Annotated in this window: 13 protein-coding genes; 8 read left to right on the top strand and 5 right to left on the bottom strand. The window is 58.0% G+C overall.

Annotated features, from left to right (window positions below):
- Positions 1-3: 3 nt before the first annotated feature.
- The gene (kdoO, locus tag QVF59_RS08080) at positions 4-858 is read right to left on the bottom strand and encodes a Kdo hydroxylase KdoO (RefSeq protein ID WP_287878721.1); all 855 of its coding nucleotides are present in this window, start codon (positions 856-858) and stop codon (positions 4-6) included.
- A 297-nt stretch (positions 859-1,155) separates the two neighbouring features.
- Between kdoO and QVF59_RS08075 the strand changes: the two genes are divergently transcribed.
- Together QVF59_RS08075 and QVF59_RS08070 are read left to right on the top strand one after the other, a co-directional pair.
- Positions 1,156-3,438 carry a YgiQ family radical SAM protein gene (locus QVF59_RS08075; protein ID WP_287878718.1) on the top strand — a complete coding sequence of 761 codons (2,283 nt, stop codon included), beginning with the start codon at positions 1,156-1,158 and terminating at the stop codon, positions 3,436-3,438.
- Between the two features lie 121 nt (positions 3,439-3,559).
- Complete coding sequence (locus QVF59_RS08070) at positions 3,560-4,900, top strand: HD-GYP domain-containing protein (RefSeq protein ID WP_287878716.1); 1,341 nt, start codon at positions 3,560-3,562, stop codon at positions 4,898-4,900.
- A gap of 8 nt (positions 4,901-4,908) precedes the next feature.
- On the opposite strand, the gene QVF59_RS08065 is transcribed toward QVF59_RS08070, so the two are convergent.
- Positions 4,909-6,675, bottom strand: a complete 1,767-nt coding sequence (locus tag QVF59_RS08065; protein WP_287878713.1) for a SulP family inorganic anion transporter — start codon at positions 6,673-6,675, stop codon at positions 4,909-4,911.
- A 310-nt stretch (positions 6,676-6,985) separates the two neighbouring features.
- Here QVF59_RS08065 and ppk2 point away from each other — a divergent pair, with 310 nt between their 5' ends.
- The 6 genes from ppk2 to QVF59_RS08035 all read left to right on the top strand — a co-directional run bounded on the left by ppk2 (position 6,986) and on the right by QVF59_RS08035 (position 13,635).
- A complete protein-coding gene (gene ppk2 / locus QVF59_RS08060) occupies positions 6,986-7,843 on the top strand; it encodes a polyphosphate kinase 2 (RefSeq protein WP_287878918.1) in 858 nt (285 codons plus the stop codon).
- Between the two features lie 114 nt (positions 7,844-7,957).
- Entirely contained in the window at positions 7,958-8,515 is a 558-nt protein-coding gene (locus QVF59_RS08055; protein WP_159878545.1) for a peptidylprolyl isomerase, read from the top strand.
- Positions 8,516-8,596: 81 nt separating this feature from the next.
- The gene (locus QVF59_RS08050; RefSeq protein WP_159878547.1) at positions 8,597-9,088 is read left to right on the top strand and encodes a peptidylprolyl isomerase; all 492 of its coding nucleotides are present in this window, start codon (positions 8,597-8,599) and stop codon (positions 9,086-9,088) included.
- A gap of 104 nt (positions 9,089-9,192) precedes the next feature.
- Positions 9,193-9,930: a UDP-2,3-diacylglucosamine diphosphatase gene (locus QVF59_RS08045; protein WP_287878710.1), complete on the top strand. Its 738-nt coding sequence runs from the start codon at positions 9,193-9,195 to the stop codon at positions 9,928-9,930.
- Positions 9,931-10,190: 260 nt separating this feature from the next.
- Positions 10,191-11,777: a methyl-accepting chemotaxis protein gene (locus tag QVF59_RS08040; RefSeq protein ID WP_287878708.1), complete on the top strand. Its 1,587-nt coding sequence runs from the start codon at positions 10,191-10,193 to the stop codon at positions 11,775-11,777.
- A gap of 193 nt (positions 11,778-11,970) precedes the next feature.
- Positions 11,971-13,635 (top strand): L-lactate permease, encoded by a 1,665-nt coding sequence (locus QVF59_RS08035; protein ID WP_159878553.1) that lies wholly within the window; start codon positions 11,971-11,973, stop codon positions 13,633-13,635.
- Between the two features lie 93 nt (positions 13,636-13,728).
- Here the strand turns inward: QVF59_RS08035 and QVF59_RS08030 are convergent, their stop codons facing one another.
- The 3 genes from QVF59_RS08030 to QVF59_RS08020 all read right to left on the bottom strand — a co-directional run bounded on the left by QVF59_RS08030 (position 13,729) and on the right by QVF59_RS08020 (position 17,445).
- Positions 13,729-14,376: a GntR family transcriptional regulator gene (locus QVF59_RS08030; protein WP_287878705.1), complete on the bottom strand. Its 648-nt coding sequence runs from the start codon at positions 14,374-14,376 to the stop codon at positions 13,729-13,731.
- 151 nt (positions 14,377-14,527) lie between these two features.
- Positions 14,528-16,018: a mannitol dehydrogenase family protein gene (locus tag QVF59_RS08025; protein ID WP_287878703.1), complete on the bottom strand. Its 1,491-nt coding sequence runs from the start codon at positions 16,016-16,018 to the stop codon at positions 14,528-14,530.
- 50 nt (positions 16,019-16,068) lie between these two features.
- Entirely contained in the window at positions 16,069-17,445 is a 1,377-nt protein-coding gene (locus QVF59_RS08020; RefSeq protein WP_287878701.1) for an MFS transporter, read from the bottom strand.
- Positions 17,446-17,475 lie beyond the last annotated feature (30 nt).

The raw sequence follows: 17,475 nt of genomic DNA, 5'->3' as shown, positions 1-17,475 counted from the left end.
GGTTTACAGCAGTTTGCGCCCGGTGATGGCCTGCAATTCGGCCAGTGGTGAGCGTGCCGGGTCGGCCATGTCCTGCGCGGCCAGCCAGAATGTCTGCTCCAGCATGAACTGGCCGGACATCACCGCATGCGAGGCATGGTCGGAGAAACACACCCAGCCGCAGCCGGGCGGAAACGGCATGGTTTCCTGCGGGCAGGTGCGCTGGTAGTCCATGTCCGCCTTCATCGCATCGTGCAGATGCAGCATCAGGTGGTCGTAGGCGCTGCGCTTGCGCTTGGTGATTTTCAGCGCCGCCATCAGCGCCGCCGATCCCGGCCATTGATAAGGCACCCGTGGCAGCATGCGCCGTGCCATGTCGGCAAACGGCTCGCCCACCCGCCATACGCGCGGCTCGCCATTGGGATTGGCATTGTAGAACACGCGCAGAATGCGCTCGCCATAGGTGGGGCGGGACGGGAAGGCATCCACGTGCAGGCGGCTGTCGTCCTTGCGCCAGGACGTCTGGCGATTTTCCACCCGCATCAGGCGCAGGCTGGTGGGTGCGGCGCGCAGCTTGCCACGGTATTCCGGCAGCAACTGATCGACCAGGGCAAAGGCGCTGTCGCGATAGCGGGCAATCAAGGCGCGCACTGCGGCTTCGTTGGCCGGGTCGGCCACGCCATGCAACTTGCCACCATCTTGCGGCTCCAGGCTGATGTTCTTGCGTTTAGGGTCGGCAATGGCCGGGTTCAGCAAGGCCAGTTCGGCAGGCTGGATGGCAAAGTCCAGCTGCGGCAGAAACAGTACCTTGCCGCTTTCCAGCTCAGCTACTTGGGATTCAGACGTTTTTCCGTCCAGATGGATGATCTGACTGCTCATGCGCAATGTTTCCTGTGCTGTATGTGGCTGATGTGAAGCAATACAACACATCAGCATGACAAACCAAGACAATCCGCAAGCCTACGCCAAACTGCGGCCAAGGTCACACTCCGGCAGCGCTTGCAGGGCGGTAAAACCGCCAAACAACTGATTTCAACGGAAAATATTGCCCTCCACCCCTACTCCCATCATGGCAATTCGCCATTAAAAACAACAATTTATACTGATAAAAATCCAAAAGTACGGCATAATGCCCGGTTGCTTATCCACCTGCGCCACCAGCCGCTTTCATTCAGCATGACGACACAGCCAGCCGCCGCCAAACCGATTACCTCTTACCGCAAGTACTGGGCCAGCCGCTTTGGCACTGCCCCTTTCCTGCCGATGAGCCGCGCCGAAATGGACCAGCTGGGCTGGGATTCCTGTGACATCATCCTGATTTCCGGCGACTGCTATATCGACCATCCCAGCTTTGGCATGGCGCTGGTGGGCCGTTTGCTGGAAGCCCAGGGCTTCCGTGTCGGCATCATCGCGCAGCCGGACTGGCAGTCGGCCGAACCCTTCCGCGCGCTGGGCAAGCCCAATCTGTTTTTTGGCGTCACCGCCGGCAATATGGATTCGATGATCAACCGCTACACGGCGGATCGTCGTCCGCGCTCGGATGATGCCTACACCCCCAATGCCGAACCGAACAAGCGCCCGGACCGTGCCGTCACCGTGTATGCCCAGCGCTGCCGCGAAGCCTATCCCGGCGTGGGGGTGATGATTGGTTCCATCGAAGCCAGCCTGCGCCGCATCGCCCACTTCGACTACTGGAGCGACAAGGTCCGTCAGTCGGTGCTGATCACCTCCAAGGCCGACATCCTGCTGTATGGCAATGCCGAACGGGCACTGGTGGAAATCGCCCATCGCGCCGCCAAGGGCGAAAAGCTCTCGGAAATGCGTGATATCCGCGGCACCGCCTTTGTGGTACAGCAAGGTTGGCTGCCGGATGCAGAATGGCAGGAAATGGATTCCAGCGTGGTGGATACGCCGGGCAAGGTTGACGTACACCTGAACCCGTACCAGGAAATCCCGGAGCAGGCCGCCGAAGCAACCAAGGACAGCGACCCGACTGCGCCGCAGGTGATCCGCATCGAATCGCGCGAAGAGCGCCTGGCCAAACGCCGCGCCGAACGCGCCAAAACCGTCATCCGCATTCCGGCCTATGAAGCCGTGGCGCACGACCCGGTGCTGTATGCACACGCCAGCCGCACCCTGCATCTGGAATCCAACCCCGGCAATGCCCGTGCACTGGTACAGTTGCACGGCAGCCGCGATGTGTGGCTAAACCCGCCGCCCATTCCGCTGACCACCGAGGAAATGGACTTCGTCTACGGCCTGCCCTACGCCCGCAATCCGCACCCCAGCTATGGCGATGCGCATATTCCGGCGTGGGAAATGATCAAGTACTCGGTCAACATCATGCGCGGCTGTTTTGGCGGCTGTACCTTCTGCTCCATCACCGAGCACGAAGGCCGCATCATCCAGAGCCGTTCGGAAGAATCCATCCTGCACGAGATCGAGGAAATCCGCGACAAGACGCCGGGCTTTACCGGCCACATCTCCGACCTGGGCGGCCCAACGGCTAATATGTACCGCCTGTCGTGCAAGGACCCGAACATCGAGCGCTCCTGTCGCAAGCTGTCCTGTGTATTCCCGGACATCTGCGAGAACCTGGGTACCGACCACAGCCATCTGATCCAGCTGTACCGCAAGGCGCGTGCCTTGCCGGGCGTGAAAAAGATCAACATCCAGTCCGGCCTGCGTTACGACTTGGCGGTGCGTTCGCCCGAATACATCAAGGAACTGGTGCAGCACCATGTGGGCGGCTATCTGAAAATTGCCCCGGAACACACCGAAGACGGCCCGCTGTCCAAGATGATGAAACCGGGCATGGGCGCTTACGACAAGTTCAAGGAGCTGTTCGAACGCTTCAGCCGCCAGGCGGGCAAGGAGCAGTACCTGATTCCCTACTTCATCGCCGCCCACCCCGGCACCAGCGATGAGGACATGATGAATCTGGCCTTGTGGCTGAAGAAGAACAACTTCCGCCTGGATCAGGTACAAACCTTCACCCCGACCCCGATGGCCATGGCCACCACCATGTGGCATACCCGCCGCAATCCGCTGAAAAAACTGAGCCGCAGTTCGGAAAAGGTGGACGTGGTACGCGACGGCTATCGCCGCAAGCTGCACAAGGCCTTCTTGCGCTATCACCACCCGGACAACTGGCAGATCATCCACGATGCGCTGATCGACATGGGCCGCAGCGACCTGATCGGCCACAGCAAGCACTGCCTGATTCCGCCCACCCCGCCGGGTGACAAGGCGGCAGCCATCCGCCATCGCATGGGTGCGCCGGGAGCACGCCCGCAAACCGGCAAACCGGCAGCAGGACGCCCGGGCAGCAAGCCGGCGGCAACACACGGCAAGCCGATGGGTGGCCGTCCGCAAGCCACTGGCCGTCCGGGTGCCAAGCCGGGCAGCAAGCCGACAGGTACTGGCACAGGCAACCCCCGCAGCAAGAACAAGCGCTGACAGCAGCGCACCCTTGCTTGCAACAACGGCATCGTGATCTGACGATGCCGTTTTTTATTGGGCAGAGCCCGTACACAAAGGCTAAAGTAGCAGCCAAACGCATTCAATACAGGACAGGCGCATGGGGGCTTCACTCAAGCTGGCGGAACTACTGGGCTCGCTCAGCTACGCACTGGATATCACCGAAGGCCAGCCAGAAGGCCATTGCGTACGCAGCTGCTGGATAGGCATGCACATTGGCCGTGCCATCGGGCTGGACAGCCAGTCGCTGTGGGAGCTGTACTACGCCATCTTGCTGAAGGACCTGGGCTGCAGCAGCAATGCCGCCCGCATCAGCGCGCTGTACCTGGTGGACGACCGCCAGTTCAAACAGGATTTCAAACGGGTCGGCAATACCCTGCCGGACAAGCTGGGTTTTGTGCTCAACCATACCGGCCGCCATGCCGGCTGGTCGGAGCGGCTGGCCTCCATCACCAATATCCTGCGCCATGGCAAGGAAATTGCCGACGAACTGATCCAGACCCGCTGCTACCGTGGCGCGGATATCGCCCGCCAACTGCGCTTCAATGAAAACGTGGCACGCGGCATCCAGTCACTGGACGAGCACTGGGACGGCTCTGGCCGGCCGCTGGGTTTGCAGGGTGAGGCCATTCCGCTGAATGCCCGCATTGCCCTGCTGGCGCAGGTCATCGATGTATTCCATATCACCAGCGGCCGCGACGGTGCCGTGGCCGAGGCACAGCAGCGCGCCGGCCACTGGTTTGATCCCACGCTGGTGGCCTGCTTTGCCAGTGTGGCCCAGGACGAAACCTTCTGGCAGGTGCTGGAATCTGCTGCAGTCGATCAGGCGGTGCTGGCATTGGAGCCGGCGCAGCATCAAGTCGAGGTGGATGAAGACTATCTGGATGAAATCGCCGAGGGCTTCGGCCAGGTGGTCGACTCGAAAAGCCCCTTCACCGCCGGTCACAGCCAGCGGGTGGGTCATTATGCCGACCGTATCGCCGCCACCCTGGGCCTGGATGATGCGCGCCGCCGCTGGCTCAAACGCGGCGCCCTGCTACACGATGTAGGCAAGCTGGGAGTGAGCAACCGCATTCTGGACAAACCCGGCAAGCTGGATGCCGAGGAATGGGCCGCGGTGCAAAAACACGCCAGCTACACCCATGCCATTCTTGGCCGCATGCAGGTGTTTGCCGAGCTGGCCGATGTTTCCGCCGCCCACCACGAACGACTGGATGGCAAGGGCTATCCACGCGGTCTGGCAGGGGACGCCATCACACTGGAAACCCGCATCATCACCACCGCCGACATTTTTGACGCCATCAATGCCGAGCGCCCTTACCACCCGGCCACACCAGTGGCCAAAACACTAGAGATCATGCAGCAGAACCTGCATGTCGCCATCGATCCGCACTGCTTCGAGGCCTTGCAACAGGTGCTGCGCGAAGAGGGTCAGCTCTAAGCCTGCGGCTAGCCCCACACCACACCGCTGGTCAGCAACTGTTCGGCACGCTGCAAGGCGGCTGCCAGGTCCGGCTGCAGATTGTCCGCGCCCAGATCATCCACCAGACGCGACCCCTTGAGCATGTCCAGCACCTCATCGGTCGCACCACACAAAATCAGCGTCTTGCCCTGCACCCGCAGCTTGTCGTTCAGACTGTCCAGCGCCAGCAGACCGGTGGTATCCAGCATCACCAGCCGGTGCAACTGCAAAATGATGACGCGCGCCTGCTCGGCCTGCTGGTGAATGATTTCCACACTGTCCGCCGCGCCGAAAAACAGTGCACCCTCCACCCGGAAAGCCGCACAACCATCCGGCACATGCTTGCCGGCTATGGTGTGGCGCTCGAACAACTGCGCATATTCGGGCAACAAACGGTTGACCGAGGTGTGGCTGGCCATGCTGCGGATGAAGAACACCGCCGCCATCAACAGACCAATCTGCACCGCCACCGTCAGGTCAAACACCACGGTCAGCACAAAGGTGACAATCAACACTGCGGTATCGCGCTTGGGAAACTGGAAGGCCTTGCGGATATCCCAATCCCCCATTTTCAGCGCCACCGAAATCAGGATGGCCGCCAGCACCGCCAGGGGAATGCTGGCCGCCAGGGGTGCAGCCACCAGCAAAATCAACAACAGCAACAAGGCATGCACCATGGCAGCCACCGGGCTTTTGCCCCCGTTGCTGATATTGGTGGCAGTGCGCGCCACCGCTCCGGTCGCCGGAATGCCGCCAAAAAACGGGGCCACCATATTGGCAATGCCCTGACCGATCAGCTCCTGATTGGAGTCGTGCTTGTCAGACGTCATGCTGTCGGCCACCACGGCACACAGCAGTGACTCGATGGCCCCCAGCAGGGCAATGGTAAAGGCCGGTGCCAGCAGGTCGGACAGATGGGTCGGGTCCAGATCCAGCCCGCCAAAGCTGGGCAAGCCTTGCGGAATGCCACCGAACTTGCTGCCCAGCGTGGCCACCGGCAGGCTGAACAAGGCCGTGGCCAGCGTCGCCAGAATCAGTGCGACAAAGGGTGCGGGCAACAGGCGGTTGAGTCTCTTTGGCCATAGCAGGATAAGCAGCAAGCTGGCCGCAGACAGCAGCAAGGTCGGCCAGTGGAAATTGCCCAGTTGCTCACGCAATACCTGCATCACCGCAAAGAAGCCCGCCGGCATCTTTTCCACCGGCAGGCCAAAAAAGTCTTTCAGCTGGGTGAGGAAAATCAGCACCGCAATGCCATTGGTAAAACCAGTAATCAGCGGTAACGGAAAAAAGCGGATCACCTGCCCCAGCCGGAAAATGCCCATCAACACCAGCATCACGCCGGACATGAAGGTGCAGATCAGCAGGTTGGCCACGCCATACTTGGCCACAATGCCGTAGATGATGACGATGAAGGCCCCGGTAGGCCCGGTGACCGACAAGCGGCTTCCCCCCAGCACTGCAGCAAGAAAACCGGCAATCACGGCAGTGAAAATGCCCGCCTGCGGTGTGACGCCGCTAGCCATGGCAAAGGCCATGGCCAAGGGCAAGGCGACAATGCCGACAGTAATGCCAGCCATGATGTCATCGCGCAGCAACTGGCGGTTATAGCTTTTCAGGGTATCAACAAGACGAGGGCGAAAACCCGTACTTAACATGGTGCGACTTTCAGTGATGGCAAGCTGCAGCAAAGAGTGCCGTGCTTGCGCGTTTGTATTGCCATCATCGACGCCGGCCTCGCGCAGTGCAAGTGACACGTGCCATTCAGGCACTCTTCTGCGGCCTGTGCAGCCATGGCAGAGGCATATCGACACCCCTATTCAACAGGCGTAGCATGGTTTCAAGACCACTTCAGCATGAGGGGAAAACATGACGCAAGACAAGAATATCGATCCCGCCATCACTGCGCTTACCGATACAGAAACTGCCACCGAGAGCAAAACCACGGCCAGCCCGACCACCAGCCGCAAGCCTGCCCGCAGCCCCAGCAGTCGCCAGAGCAATGTCAAGCGCGTGCATCAGGAATCGGTCAAGGCCATCGAAACCATCAGCCAGCAGCCGGTTGCCCTGCAGGTGGCTGAAGCGCCGCGCGGCACCAGCGAGGACAGCAGCACCGCAGAACTGCCAGCCAGCTTTCCCTATCGCACCCGCATGCGCCGGGCCGAGTACGAAAAGATCAAGATGGAGCTGCAGATCGAGCTGCTGAAGGTGCAAAACTGGGTCAAGGAAACCGGGCAGAAAATCGTCATCCTGTTTGAAGGCCGTGACGCAGCCGGCAAGGGCGGTACCATCAAGCGCTATATGGAACACCTCAATCCGCGCGGTGCGCGGGTGGTGGCACTGGAAAAACCGTCCGAACGCGAACGTGGCCAGTGGTATTTCCAGCGCTATATCGAACATCTGCCGTCTTCCGGCGAAATCGTGTTCTTCGACCGCTCCTGGTATAACCGCGCCGGCGTGGAACGGGTGATGGGCTTTTGCAATCTGGACGAATATCTGGAATTCATGCGCCAGACACCACAGCTGGAACGCATGCTGGTCAACAGCGGCATCCACCTGTTCAAGTTCTGGTTCTCGGTCAGCCGCGAAGAACAGCTGCGCCGCTTCATCTCGCGCCGTGACGACCCGCTCAAGCACTGGAAGCTCTCCCCCATCGACATTCAGTCGCTGGACAAATGGGATGACTACACATCTGCCAAGCAGGCCATGTTCTTCCACACCAATACCGGTGATGCGCCCTGGGTGGTGGTGAAATCCGATGACAAGAAACGGGCACGGCTAAACTGCATCCGTCACTTTCTGGCCAGCCTGGACTACCCCAATAAGGACCCGCGCGTTGCCCATGCGGCTGATCCGCTGATCGTGGGTGCCCCCAAGCACATGCTGAATGCGGACGAGGACAAGTCGTTGCGTTTCGACGTTTGAGCCGCCTGAGCAGGCCATCCTGAGGCTAAAAGGCGATAAAAGCAGCCGCATCCGTGATTGCGGCTGCTGTGCTAGAATCCGGCTTTGTTCCTGCCGATAGCATCAGACACGCCCATGAAAAAACTGCTCTCCAGTCTCGCCCTGTGCGCCCTGCCCCTGCTGGCACACGCGGCCCCGGTTGTGGAAATGACCACCAACAAAGGTGTGATCGAAATCACCCTGGATTCGGCCAAAGCCCCCAAAACCGTGGCCAACTTCGTCACTTACGCCAAGGCTGGTTTTTATAACGGCACGGTGTTTCACCGTATCATCGACGGCTTCATGATTCAGGGTGGCGGTTTTGACGGCAAGCTGGAACAGAAGAAAACCAATGCGCCCATCCCCAATGAAGCCGCCAACGGACTGAAGAACAGCATCGGTACCATTGCCATGGCCCGTACCGCCGACCCCAACTCGGCCACTGCCCAGTTTTTCATCAACGTGGCCAACAACGAATTTCTTGACTATAAGAATTCCAGCCCGCAAGGCATTGGCTATGCCGTATTCGGCAAGGTCAGCAAGGGCATGGATGTAGTCAACCGCATTGCCAAAACCCACACCGGCAGCATGAAGGGCATGGATGACGTTCCCTTCGAGCCCATCGTGATCCAGAAGGTGGTGGTCAAGCCCTGACCCCCACTTCATCAGCCTGCCATCTGCAGGCTGGCAGTACACAGCATCAAGCCCACGCTTCAGACCAATAAAGGAATACCCATGATCAAACTGACCACCAACTTCGGCGACATCGTACTGGAACTGTTCAGCGACAAGGCCCCGGCCACTGCCGCCAACTTCGAAGAATATGTGAAGAGCGGCCACTATGACGGCACCATCTTTCATCGCGTGATCAACGGTTTCATGATCCAGGGCGGTGGCTTCGATGCCGACATGAAGCAAAAGGACACCCGGGATCCGATCAAGAACGAAGCCAACAACGGCGTATCCAACAAGACCTACACCGTTGCCATGGCCCGTACCATGGACCCGCACTCCGCATCGGCCCAGTTCTTCATCAACGTGGCTGACAACGACTTCCTCGACTTCAAGTCAGAATCCACCCAGGGCTGGGGCTATGCCGTCTTCGGCCAGGTAGTGGAAGGCCAGGACGTGGTTGACCGCATCAAGACCGTACGCACCGGTCGCAGCGGTGGCCACCAGGACGTACCGGTAGAAGCCGTGGTTCTGGAAAAAGCCGAGATCATCTGATCCGGCAAGGGCTGCCGACAGCAGCCCGGCCTGCAAGCCAGCTCCCTTCGGGTGGGCTGGCTTTGCTTTATCTTTTTGACGTTTGTTGCTGCTATAGAACCATCATGAGCCATCACTTCATTTCCGACCTGCACCTGAGCGAAGACACCCCGGCGCTGTGCCAGCTGTTTGTAGACACCTTGCAGCAATGGCAGGGGCGGATTGACAGTCTGTTCATCCTGGGGGACCTGTTCGAATACTGGGTGGGGGATGATGATGACTCGGCGTTCTTGCAAGCCATGCTGGCGGCCATGCAGCAGTTCTCCCGCCATACCTCGCTCTATGTGATGCGCGGCAACCGCGACTTCCTGCTGGGAGCAGGTTTCACCCGCCGCACCGGTGCGCAGCTGCTGGAAGACCCCTACCTGCTGGAAGCATACGGTCACCGCTATCTGCTCAGCCATGGCGATGCCTTGTGTACCGCAGATACCGCTTATCAGCAATTCCGCGCCATGAGCCGCAATCCGGCCTGGCAGGCCGCCATGCTGGCAAGGCCGCTGGCCGAGCGCCACGCCATTGCAGCGCAGGCCCGCATGCAAAGCGAGGCGGCCAAACAGCAGCAAGGCCTGAGTGCCATTACCGATGTTACCGATAGTGCCGTACTGGAACTGCTGGATAGCCATCACTGGCCCACGCTGATTCACGGTCACACCCACCGCCCGGCCACCCACTGCTATCAGCAGGCTGACCAAACAGCAGAGCGCTGGGTGATCCGCGACTGGCACGGCAACAGTGGCGGCTATCTGCGCCTGGATGCCAACGGCACGCTGACAGCCCTGCCACTGCAAGGGCAAGCAGGCTAAAACCTTGCCGGTAGCACAAGTGCATGCTGAAACTGCTACTTAGTGCAAATTCAGCCAAAGTTTTGGCTATTTCACGCCAATTCAAAATAACCATACTAACGGCCAGTATTAATCTAAAAGACACCTCTGACGTGTGCTATCTCTGTTAATGGGCCTCCAGTACGGCAAGCATCTGCTGCCGTACCTTGCCCGACAACAATAGCGTAGCGCGCCGTGCCAGCCAGGCAGAAGCCATGCGCACAAATCGGGGAATGTCATCCATGCTTAAGCAACACCGTATGTTTTCGGTGCGCCAGCGCTTTGTCTGGCTCACCATTATCCTGGCCAGCCTGCTGGCCTGCGTAGCCATGGCGGCCAGCCTGCTGATACGGCAGATCACCATTGGCGGCCCACAATACCAGCGCATTATCCAGGCAAAGGATCTGGTAGCAGACATTCTGCCTCCGCCTTCCTACATCATTGAGGCCAACCTGCTGGCTCACCAGCTCCGCATGGCTCCTGCCGCACAGCAAGCCCACTTGATCAGCCAATTGCAACTTAGCGAACAGGCATTCCATCAGCACTATCAATACTGGCAGCAGCAGGCTTTACCAATTGGCTTGCACGAGATGCTGACTAGACAGGCGCAAGAATATGGCCGTGAATTTTTTACCCTGCTAAACCAACAACTGATACCCGCCTTGCAAAAACAGCAAAGCAGCAAGCTGAATGCCATCTTCACCCAGATGCAGCAGGTATACAGTCAACACCGTCACGCCATTGATCAAGCCGTCATCCTGGCACAGCGCCATCAGGCACAACTGGAAAACGAGGCCGCCGCCAGCAATATGCGTAACTGGCAGCTGCTGACACTGGCGCTGTTACTGACCCTGGCCGTTGTCGCCTTGCTGTTACGCTGGAACTATCGCCGTTTGATTGCCCTGCTGGGCAGCGAACCGGCACAAACCCGGCAGCATATCGGTAAGCTGGCCGAAGGGCAGTGGCAGACTCAATTGCCACAAGCCAGTCCAGACAGCATGAGTGGCGTACTAGACAGCATGATCAGCCGTCTGAGCGCTGTCATGCAGGGAATCCGCCAGACTGCAACAGACATGCGCACTCTGACAGGACAGGTAGAACATGCGGCCAGCCATGTTGGGGACCAAACCAGCAGTCAAGCGGCACATCTGGAGGAAATTGCCACTACCTTGCAGCAGTTCTCATCCACGCTGGATGCCACCATGCATAGCGCCCAGCAAACCGAACAACAAGCAGTTGCAGCGGTTGAGGCCACCCGTGAAGGCCGCCTGCTGGTAGAAAATACGGTACAGGCTCTGCACCATATCATCCGGTGCATAGAGCAGATCGACGATATTGTTTACCAGACTGATTTGCTGGCCTTGAATGCCACCATCGAAGCCGCCAGAGCCGGAGACCATGGCAAGGGCTTTGCCGTGGTCGCACAGGAAGTTCGCAAACTGGCACAGCGCAGCAAGGATGTAGCACAGGAGATCCAGCAATTATCTCAACAGACCAAAGCCAGGGCCGAACATGCCGGCAGCGCCATGTGCATGCTGGAGGACACCATCATCCAGACGCGACGTCTGGTGGAACACATTACCAGCAGCAGTCAGGAACAGAATCTCGGTATCAACCAGATATCGCAGTCACTGAACCAGTTAAGCTATTCCTCGGTACAAAATGCCGAAGAGTCACTCAATCTGGTCACACTTTCCCGGGAGATGCTGCAACATGCCGAAGCCTTGCAGCAACGGGTTGCCTTTTTCCGTCTGCGGGAACAACACAACGACTACCTGCAAATTCCAACGCAAAATGCAGGCACTGTCACCAGGACAAGCCCGGCCTGAAACTGCTCTCTCCGTTTGCTCCGGCCCGATACAGGGTAAACCCGCAAGGGCAAGCCCTAAATGACGACTTGATGCGTGATCACTACAGTTGCGCCATCCGCCACCAGTACAAAAACAGGCGGAACGCTCGATAAGGGGCACGGCAACAACTGCCAAGCCCGATCAACGCCAACAATCATTGGAGAGAACCATCATGTGGTCCCACGTTTACGACCCACTGGGCAACCCGTGGCTGTCTACGCTGTGCGCAGCGCTGCCGGTCATCGTGCTGCTGGGCGCGCTCGGCATTTTCCATATCAAGGCTCACATTGCTGCCTTGATGGGCCTGATTACTTCCCTCGTGGTTGCCATCGGCATCTTCGGCATGCCCGGCAGCATGGCAGTCAGTGCCACCCTGATGGGTGCGGCCAACGGCTTGCTGCCGATCGGCTGGATCATTCTGAACGTGATCTTCCTGTACCAGCTGACAGAACGTAAAGGCCAGTTCGCCATCCTGCGTGAAAGCATTACCGGCGTCACGCAAGACCGCCGCCTGCAACTGCTGCTGATTGCCTTCTGCTTTGGTGCCTTCTTCGAAGGTGCTGGCGGCTTTGGCACCCCGGTAGCCGTAACCGGTGCCATGCTGATCGGCCTGGGCTTCTCGCCGCTGGCGGCCTCGGGCCTGTCACTGATTGCCAATACCGCACCGGTAGCCTACGGTGCGCTGGGAACCCCGATCACCACCCTGGCCAAGGTAACCGGCATCGACGTGATGCTGATTTCCTCCATGGTGGGTCGCCAGATGACCATCTTCGCTGTCATCGTGCCATTCTGGCTGCTGATTGCCTTCTGCGGCTGGAAAAACACCATGCGCATCTGGCCTGCCGCCCTGGTAGCCGGCCTGTCCTTCGCCATTCCGCAACTGATCGTCTCCAATACCATGGGGCCTGAGCTGGTGGCCGTGATCGCCTCGGTCTGCTCCATTGCTGCGCTGGTACTGTTCCTGAAGGTGTGGCACCCGCAAGAGGTTTACACCTCAACTGCCGGCACCATGGCCGGTGCTGCTGCCGAAGCAGCCGGCAAGACCGAACTGCAACCCAAGCATGGCTATTCCACCAGCGACGTGATTCGCGCCTGGCTGCCATGGCTGATCCTGTCGGTACTGGTATTTGCCTGGGGTTCGCCTAGCGTGAAAAAGGCGCTGGACGCCATCTTCACCCTGGACATTCAGTGGCCCGGCCTGCATAACCTGGTACAGAAGATGCCGCCAGTCGTGGCTAAGCCGCACCTGGAAGCCGCCGTCTACAAGCTGAACCTGCTGTCCACCACCGGTACCGGCATTCTGGTAGCCGGCATTCTGTCCGGCCTGATCATGGGCTACCGCCCGAGTGAACTGGTGAAAGTGTACGGTCAGACTTTCTGGTCGCTGCGCTACTCGCTGATCACCATCGTGGCCATGCTGGCACTGGGCTACCTGACTCGTTACTCCGGCGTGGACATCACCCTGGGCCTGGCCTTCTCGCACACTGGCGTACTCTACCCCTTCTTCGGCACCCTGCTGGGCTGGCTGGGTGTGGCGCTGACAGGTTCAGACACCGCCGCCAACGTGCTGTTCGGTGGTCTGCAAAAGGCTTCTGCCACCCAGTTGGGCCTGTCCCCGGTACTGATGACAGCTGCCAACTCGGCTGGCGGTGTGATGGGCAAGATGATCGACGCCCAGTCCATCGTGGTGGCTTCGACAGCAACCCAGTATTACGGCAAGGAAGGCGTGATCCTGCGCTATGTGTTCTTCCACTCGCTGGCCCTGGCCTGCCTGGTCGGCCTGGTGGTAACGGCGATGGCCTACCTGCCGCCATTTACATTGCTGGTAGTGCACTAAAATAATTTGCTAGCAGTCTGTTTAGACACAAAAGCCCCTCTGGACATACCTGGCGGGGCTTTTGCATGATGTTTCAAATAAAAATCTGATCGTTCAGTCAATAAACCAATCACCGTTCTGTCGGGCAATCGCCGTAACCGAACGCCCAATCTCCTGCAGATGCACCGTCATTGCCGCTTCGGTCGCATCAGCATCCTGTGCCTGCAAGGAGGTGATAATCTGCGCATGCTGCTGAATCAGAACTTCCGGTGGCGACACCGCCTCCAGGCTAAGAAAACGCACCCGGTCCATGGTTGCCTTAATGCTTTCAATGGTTTGCCAGGCAAGCTCACACCCGGCAAAGCGGGCCAGCAACTGATGAAACTGATCATCCAGCATCAAGAAAGCATCGGCCTGCCCTTCTTGCGCGGCCAAACGCTGCTGGTGCAGATTGTGCTCCAATGCCAGCAACTGCGCAGGGCTGATCTGCTCAGCCAGTCTCCGGGCCAGCGCACACTCCACCGCCTGCCGGATAAAGCTGCCTTCCGCCACCTCACGCACCGAAATCTTTACCACCAAGGTGCCACGCTGCGGCAGAATCTGCACCAGTCCGGCTTCCGCCAGCTTGATGAAAGCTTCGCGCACCGGCTGGCGCGACACCGCAAACCGCCTGGAAATTTCCTTTTCGGATAACAACACACCAGGGGGAATTCTGGCGGTCACGATATCCTGCCGCAACAGACGGAAAATCTGTTGATTCACGGGCAGCATGCCGGTTAATAACGGAGGTATGGTCATGCAAGACAGCCATCCAGATCGATAAGCACCGCATACTAACAGAGTGAACCGCCACGCCCACGCCATGGCGGTATTCAGCAGCACTGCGCAGTGGTGGCCGGCTACCTCAGCCTAATCAGTCAACAACCCCGGCATAGCCAAGCCGAGCACAAAGCTGTGCCGCACACGCTTTGGCACCGAACTGCTGCAGTTGATGGAAATACTGGCTGAGTACCGCCACGAAATGTGCATTGCGTGGCAGATCCGTCGCAAACACCTGCTCCAGTTGCAATAAGGCCTGCACAGGCGACATCGCAGGCCCTCGCGACTGCAGCAGCATGCTTATCTCGGCGGCCAACGGGTCACACACCTCAATCGCACGCCCCTGTTCATCAATACCGGACACGTAGTACATCCAGGCGGCGAGCCCCAGCGCCAGGCAATCAAAGCGACTGCCTCGTGCCAGATGAATACGGATGGGATCAAGCAGGCGCTGCGGAAGTTTTTGCGAACCATCCATGGCAATCTGCCAGGTTCGATGCTGCAGCGCCGGATTGCGAAAACGCTGTAACAAACTGGCAGCATAATCCTCTGCCGGCTGTGGACAATTCACCAGCGTCACCGCTTGCTCCTGCAGCATCAGGTGATGCACCAGTTGCGCCAGCGCTGCATCCTGCATGCAATCACTGATATGGCTATAGCCCGCCAGATAGCCCAGATACGCCAGAAAAGAATGGCTGCCGTTCAGCATACGCAGCTTCATTTCCTCGAATGGGCTCACATCGGCAACCAACTGCACCCCCACCCGCTCCCACGCTGGCCGGCCTTGCGGGAAGTGATCCTCGATCACCCACTGTCGGAATGGTTCCGATGTCACCCCGGCCGGGTCATCCACGCCCCCCAGCAACGCCCGGATCTGGCTGCGGCTCGCATCGCTGACCATGGGGACAATACAATCCACCATGCTGGACGGACAGGCCACATGCTGCGCTACCCAGTCCACCATTTCTGCATCATCCTGCAGCGCCGCCAATTGCATTAATACCCGACGGGTAATCTCACCATTGGCCGGCATATTGTCACAGGACAACACCGCAAAGGCCGGCAAACCACGCTGGCGACGTAGACGTAATCCAGCCAGCAATACCGCAGGTGCCGACTGAGGCTGCAATGGGTGGGCCGCATCATGCAAGATGGTGGGATGGTCCAGCTGCAATTGCCCCGTAGCCGGCAAGTGACAATAGCCTTTCTCGGTAATGGTCAAGGTCACGATCGCCAGCTCCGGATGTGCTAGCGCCTCCAGCACCGCCAGCAGGCCATCCTCAGTCCGCGATAGTGCCTGGCAAACAATGCCAACAACGCGGCAATGCCAGCCCTGCCCATCAATATCAGACACCGAATACAGTAAATCCTGCTGCTTCAGCGCGCGAATGGTACCGCTGCTATCCGACAAGCTGACTTCACAATACCCCCAATCACTGCCATGCCGAGCAGCTAACTCATCTGCATAAACTGCCTGATGGGCACGATGAAATGCCCCGCACCCCAGGTGCAAGAGCCGCGGACGCAGATCCTGCCGAGGATATCCAGGCTGCGGGACTAATGCTGTCGCAATCGACTGACTCATGAGATTACCCAATGAATAGGATGATGAGACCAAACTGCACGGCACCAGCCCTAGCCCCTGCCATGTAAGTCTGCAGCGTCCGTAAGCAGATTCAAATCGCGATCCTTCACCTCCGGCATCAGCAGTGCCGCAAGCAAGCCAATCGCAGAGTAAGCCATCACCATCACGGCAATCGGCCACCAACTACCACTAAGATGACAGAAAATACCTGCCAGCAAGGGGCCAAAACCTACCGCAACCAGCCCGCCCGTTTCTTTAGAAATTGCCATACGGGTAAAACGCTGACGAGCACCGAACAACTCTGCCAACGTGATATTTTCCAGCGCAAACAAGCCCAACACCGCAATATTGTGAATCACAATAATACATACCATGACTAGCCCGACCCCATGATTCGGCTCCATTATCAAAGAGAGCAAGGGGTATATGAGAAAAATAGCCATTACATTCAACACAATATAAGGCAGCCGCCGACCAAATTTATCAGAAAGCCAACCCAATAGTGGAATACTAAAAAACCCAACCACGGAACTAATCATCAAGGCATCAGTAGGAATGCTTTTATCAAATAACAATGTTTGAACCAGATAACCCGTAAGGAAAGTCTGTATCAGCCCAGAGTTACCCGCCTGGCCAAAACGCAGGCCGGTAGCAATCCAAAATGATCGACTACGAAACATGGAAACGAAACGATCATCAGCCACAACATGATCAGTAGCGGCAGCAACTTGGATATTATTTTCTTTTTCCTGAACGAATACCGGGCTCTCCTTCAGATTGGCACGCAACCAGATAGCAAAAATCATGACAACAACACTGGATAGAAAGGGAATACGCCATCCCCACTCCATCAATTGCTGTCTATCCAAGGTATAAAATACCAGAGCCCAAATTGCAGTAGCTGCCAAAGTACCGCAATTGGTTCCCATGGCAACCAAAGAGGAAATAATACCGCGCCGCCCCACCGGGGCAAACTCAGCCAGCATGGTGCCAGCACCGGATATTTCAGCACCGGCACCCAGACCTTGTACAATTCGCAGCAATACTAATAAAATTGGCGCCATAATGCCAATTTGCGCATAGGTGGGCAACACACCAATCAGTGTGGTACACACTCCCATCATGGTAATTGTAATGAATAATACTTTTTTCCTGCCAATTGAATCGCCCATCCGGCCAAACACAAAAGCGCCCACAATACGGGCCAGATAACCAGCACCATAAGTACCCATTGCCAGAATGAGAACCATGGCCTTACTCTGGCCATAAAAGAAAATTTCATGGAAAACCAATGCAGCACCAAGCGAATACAGCTGGAAATCCATAAACTCTAATGCAGTACCCAACCAACCCGAAACTGCAGCCTTGACCAAACCAGATGTCTCTTTTCCATCCAGATCCTGCTCCAACACTTTTGCCGTATTCATTACATTTACTCCAAAACATCATTACCATCA

It is taken from the genome of Aquitalea sp., assembly GCF_030150775.1.
In the GTDB taxonomy this organism is placed as follows: Bacteria; Pseudomonadota; Gammaproteobacteria; order Burkholderiales; family Chromobacteriaceae; genus Aquitalea; species Aquitalea denitrificans.
The sequence above is the reverse complement of the archived record's forward strand: the minus strand, read 5'-3'. Positions and strand labels throughout refer to the sequence as shown.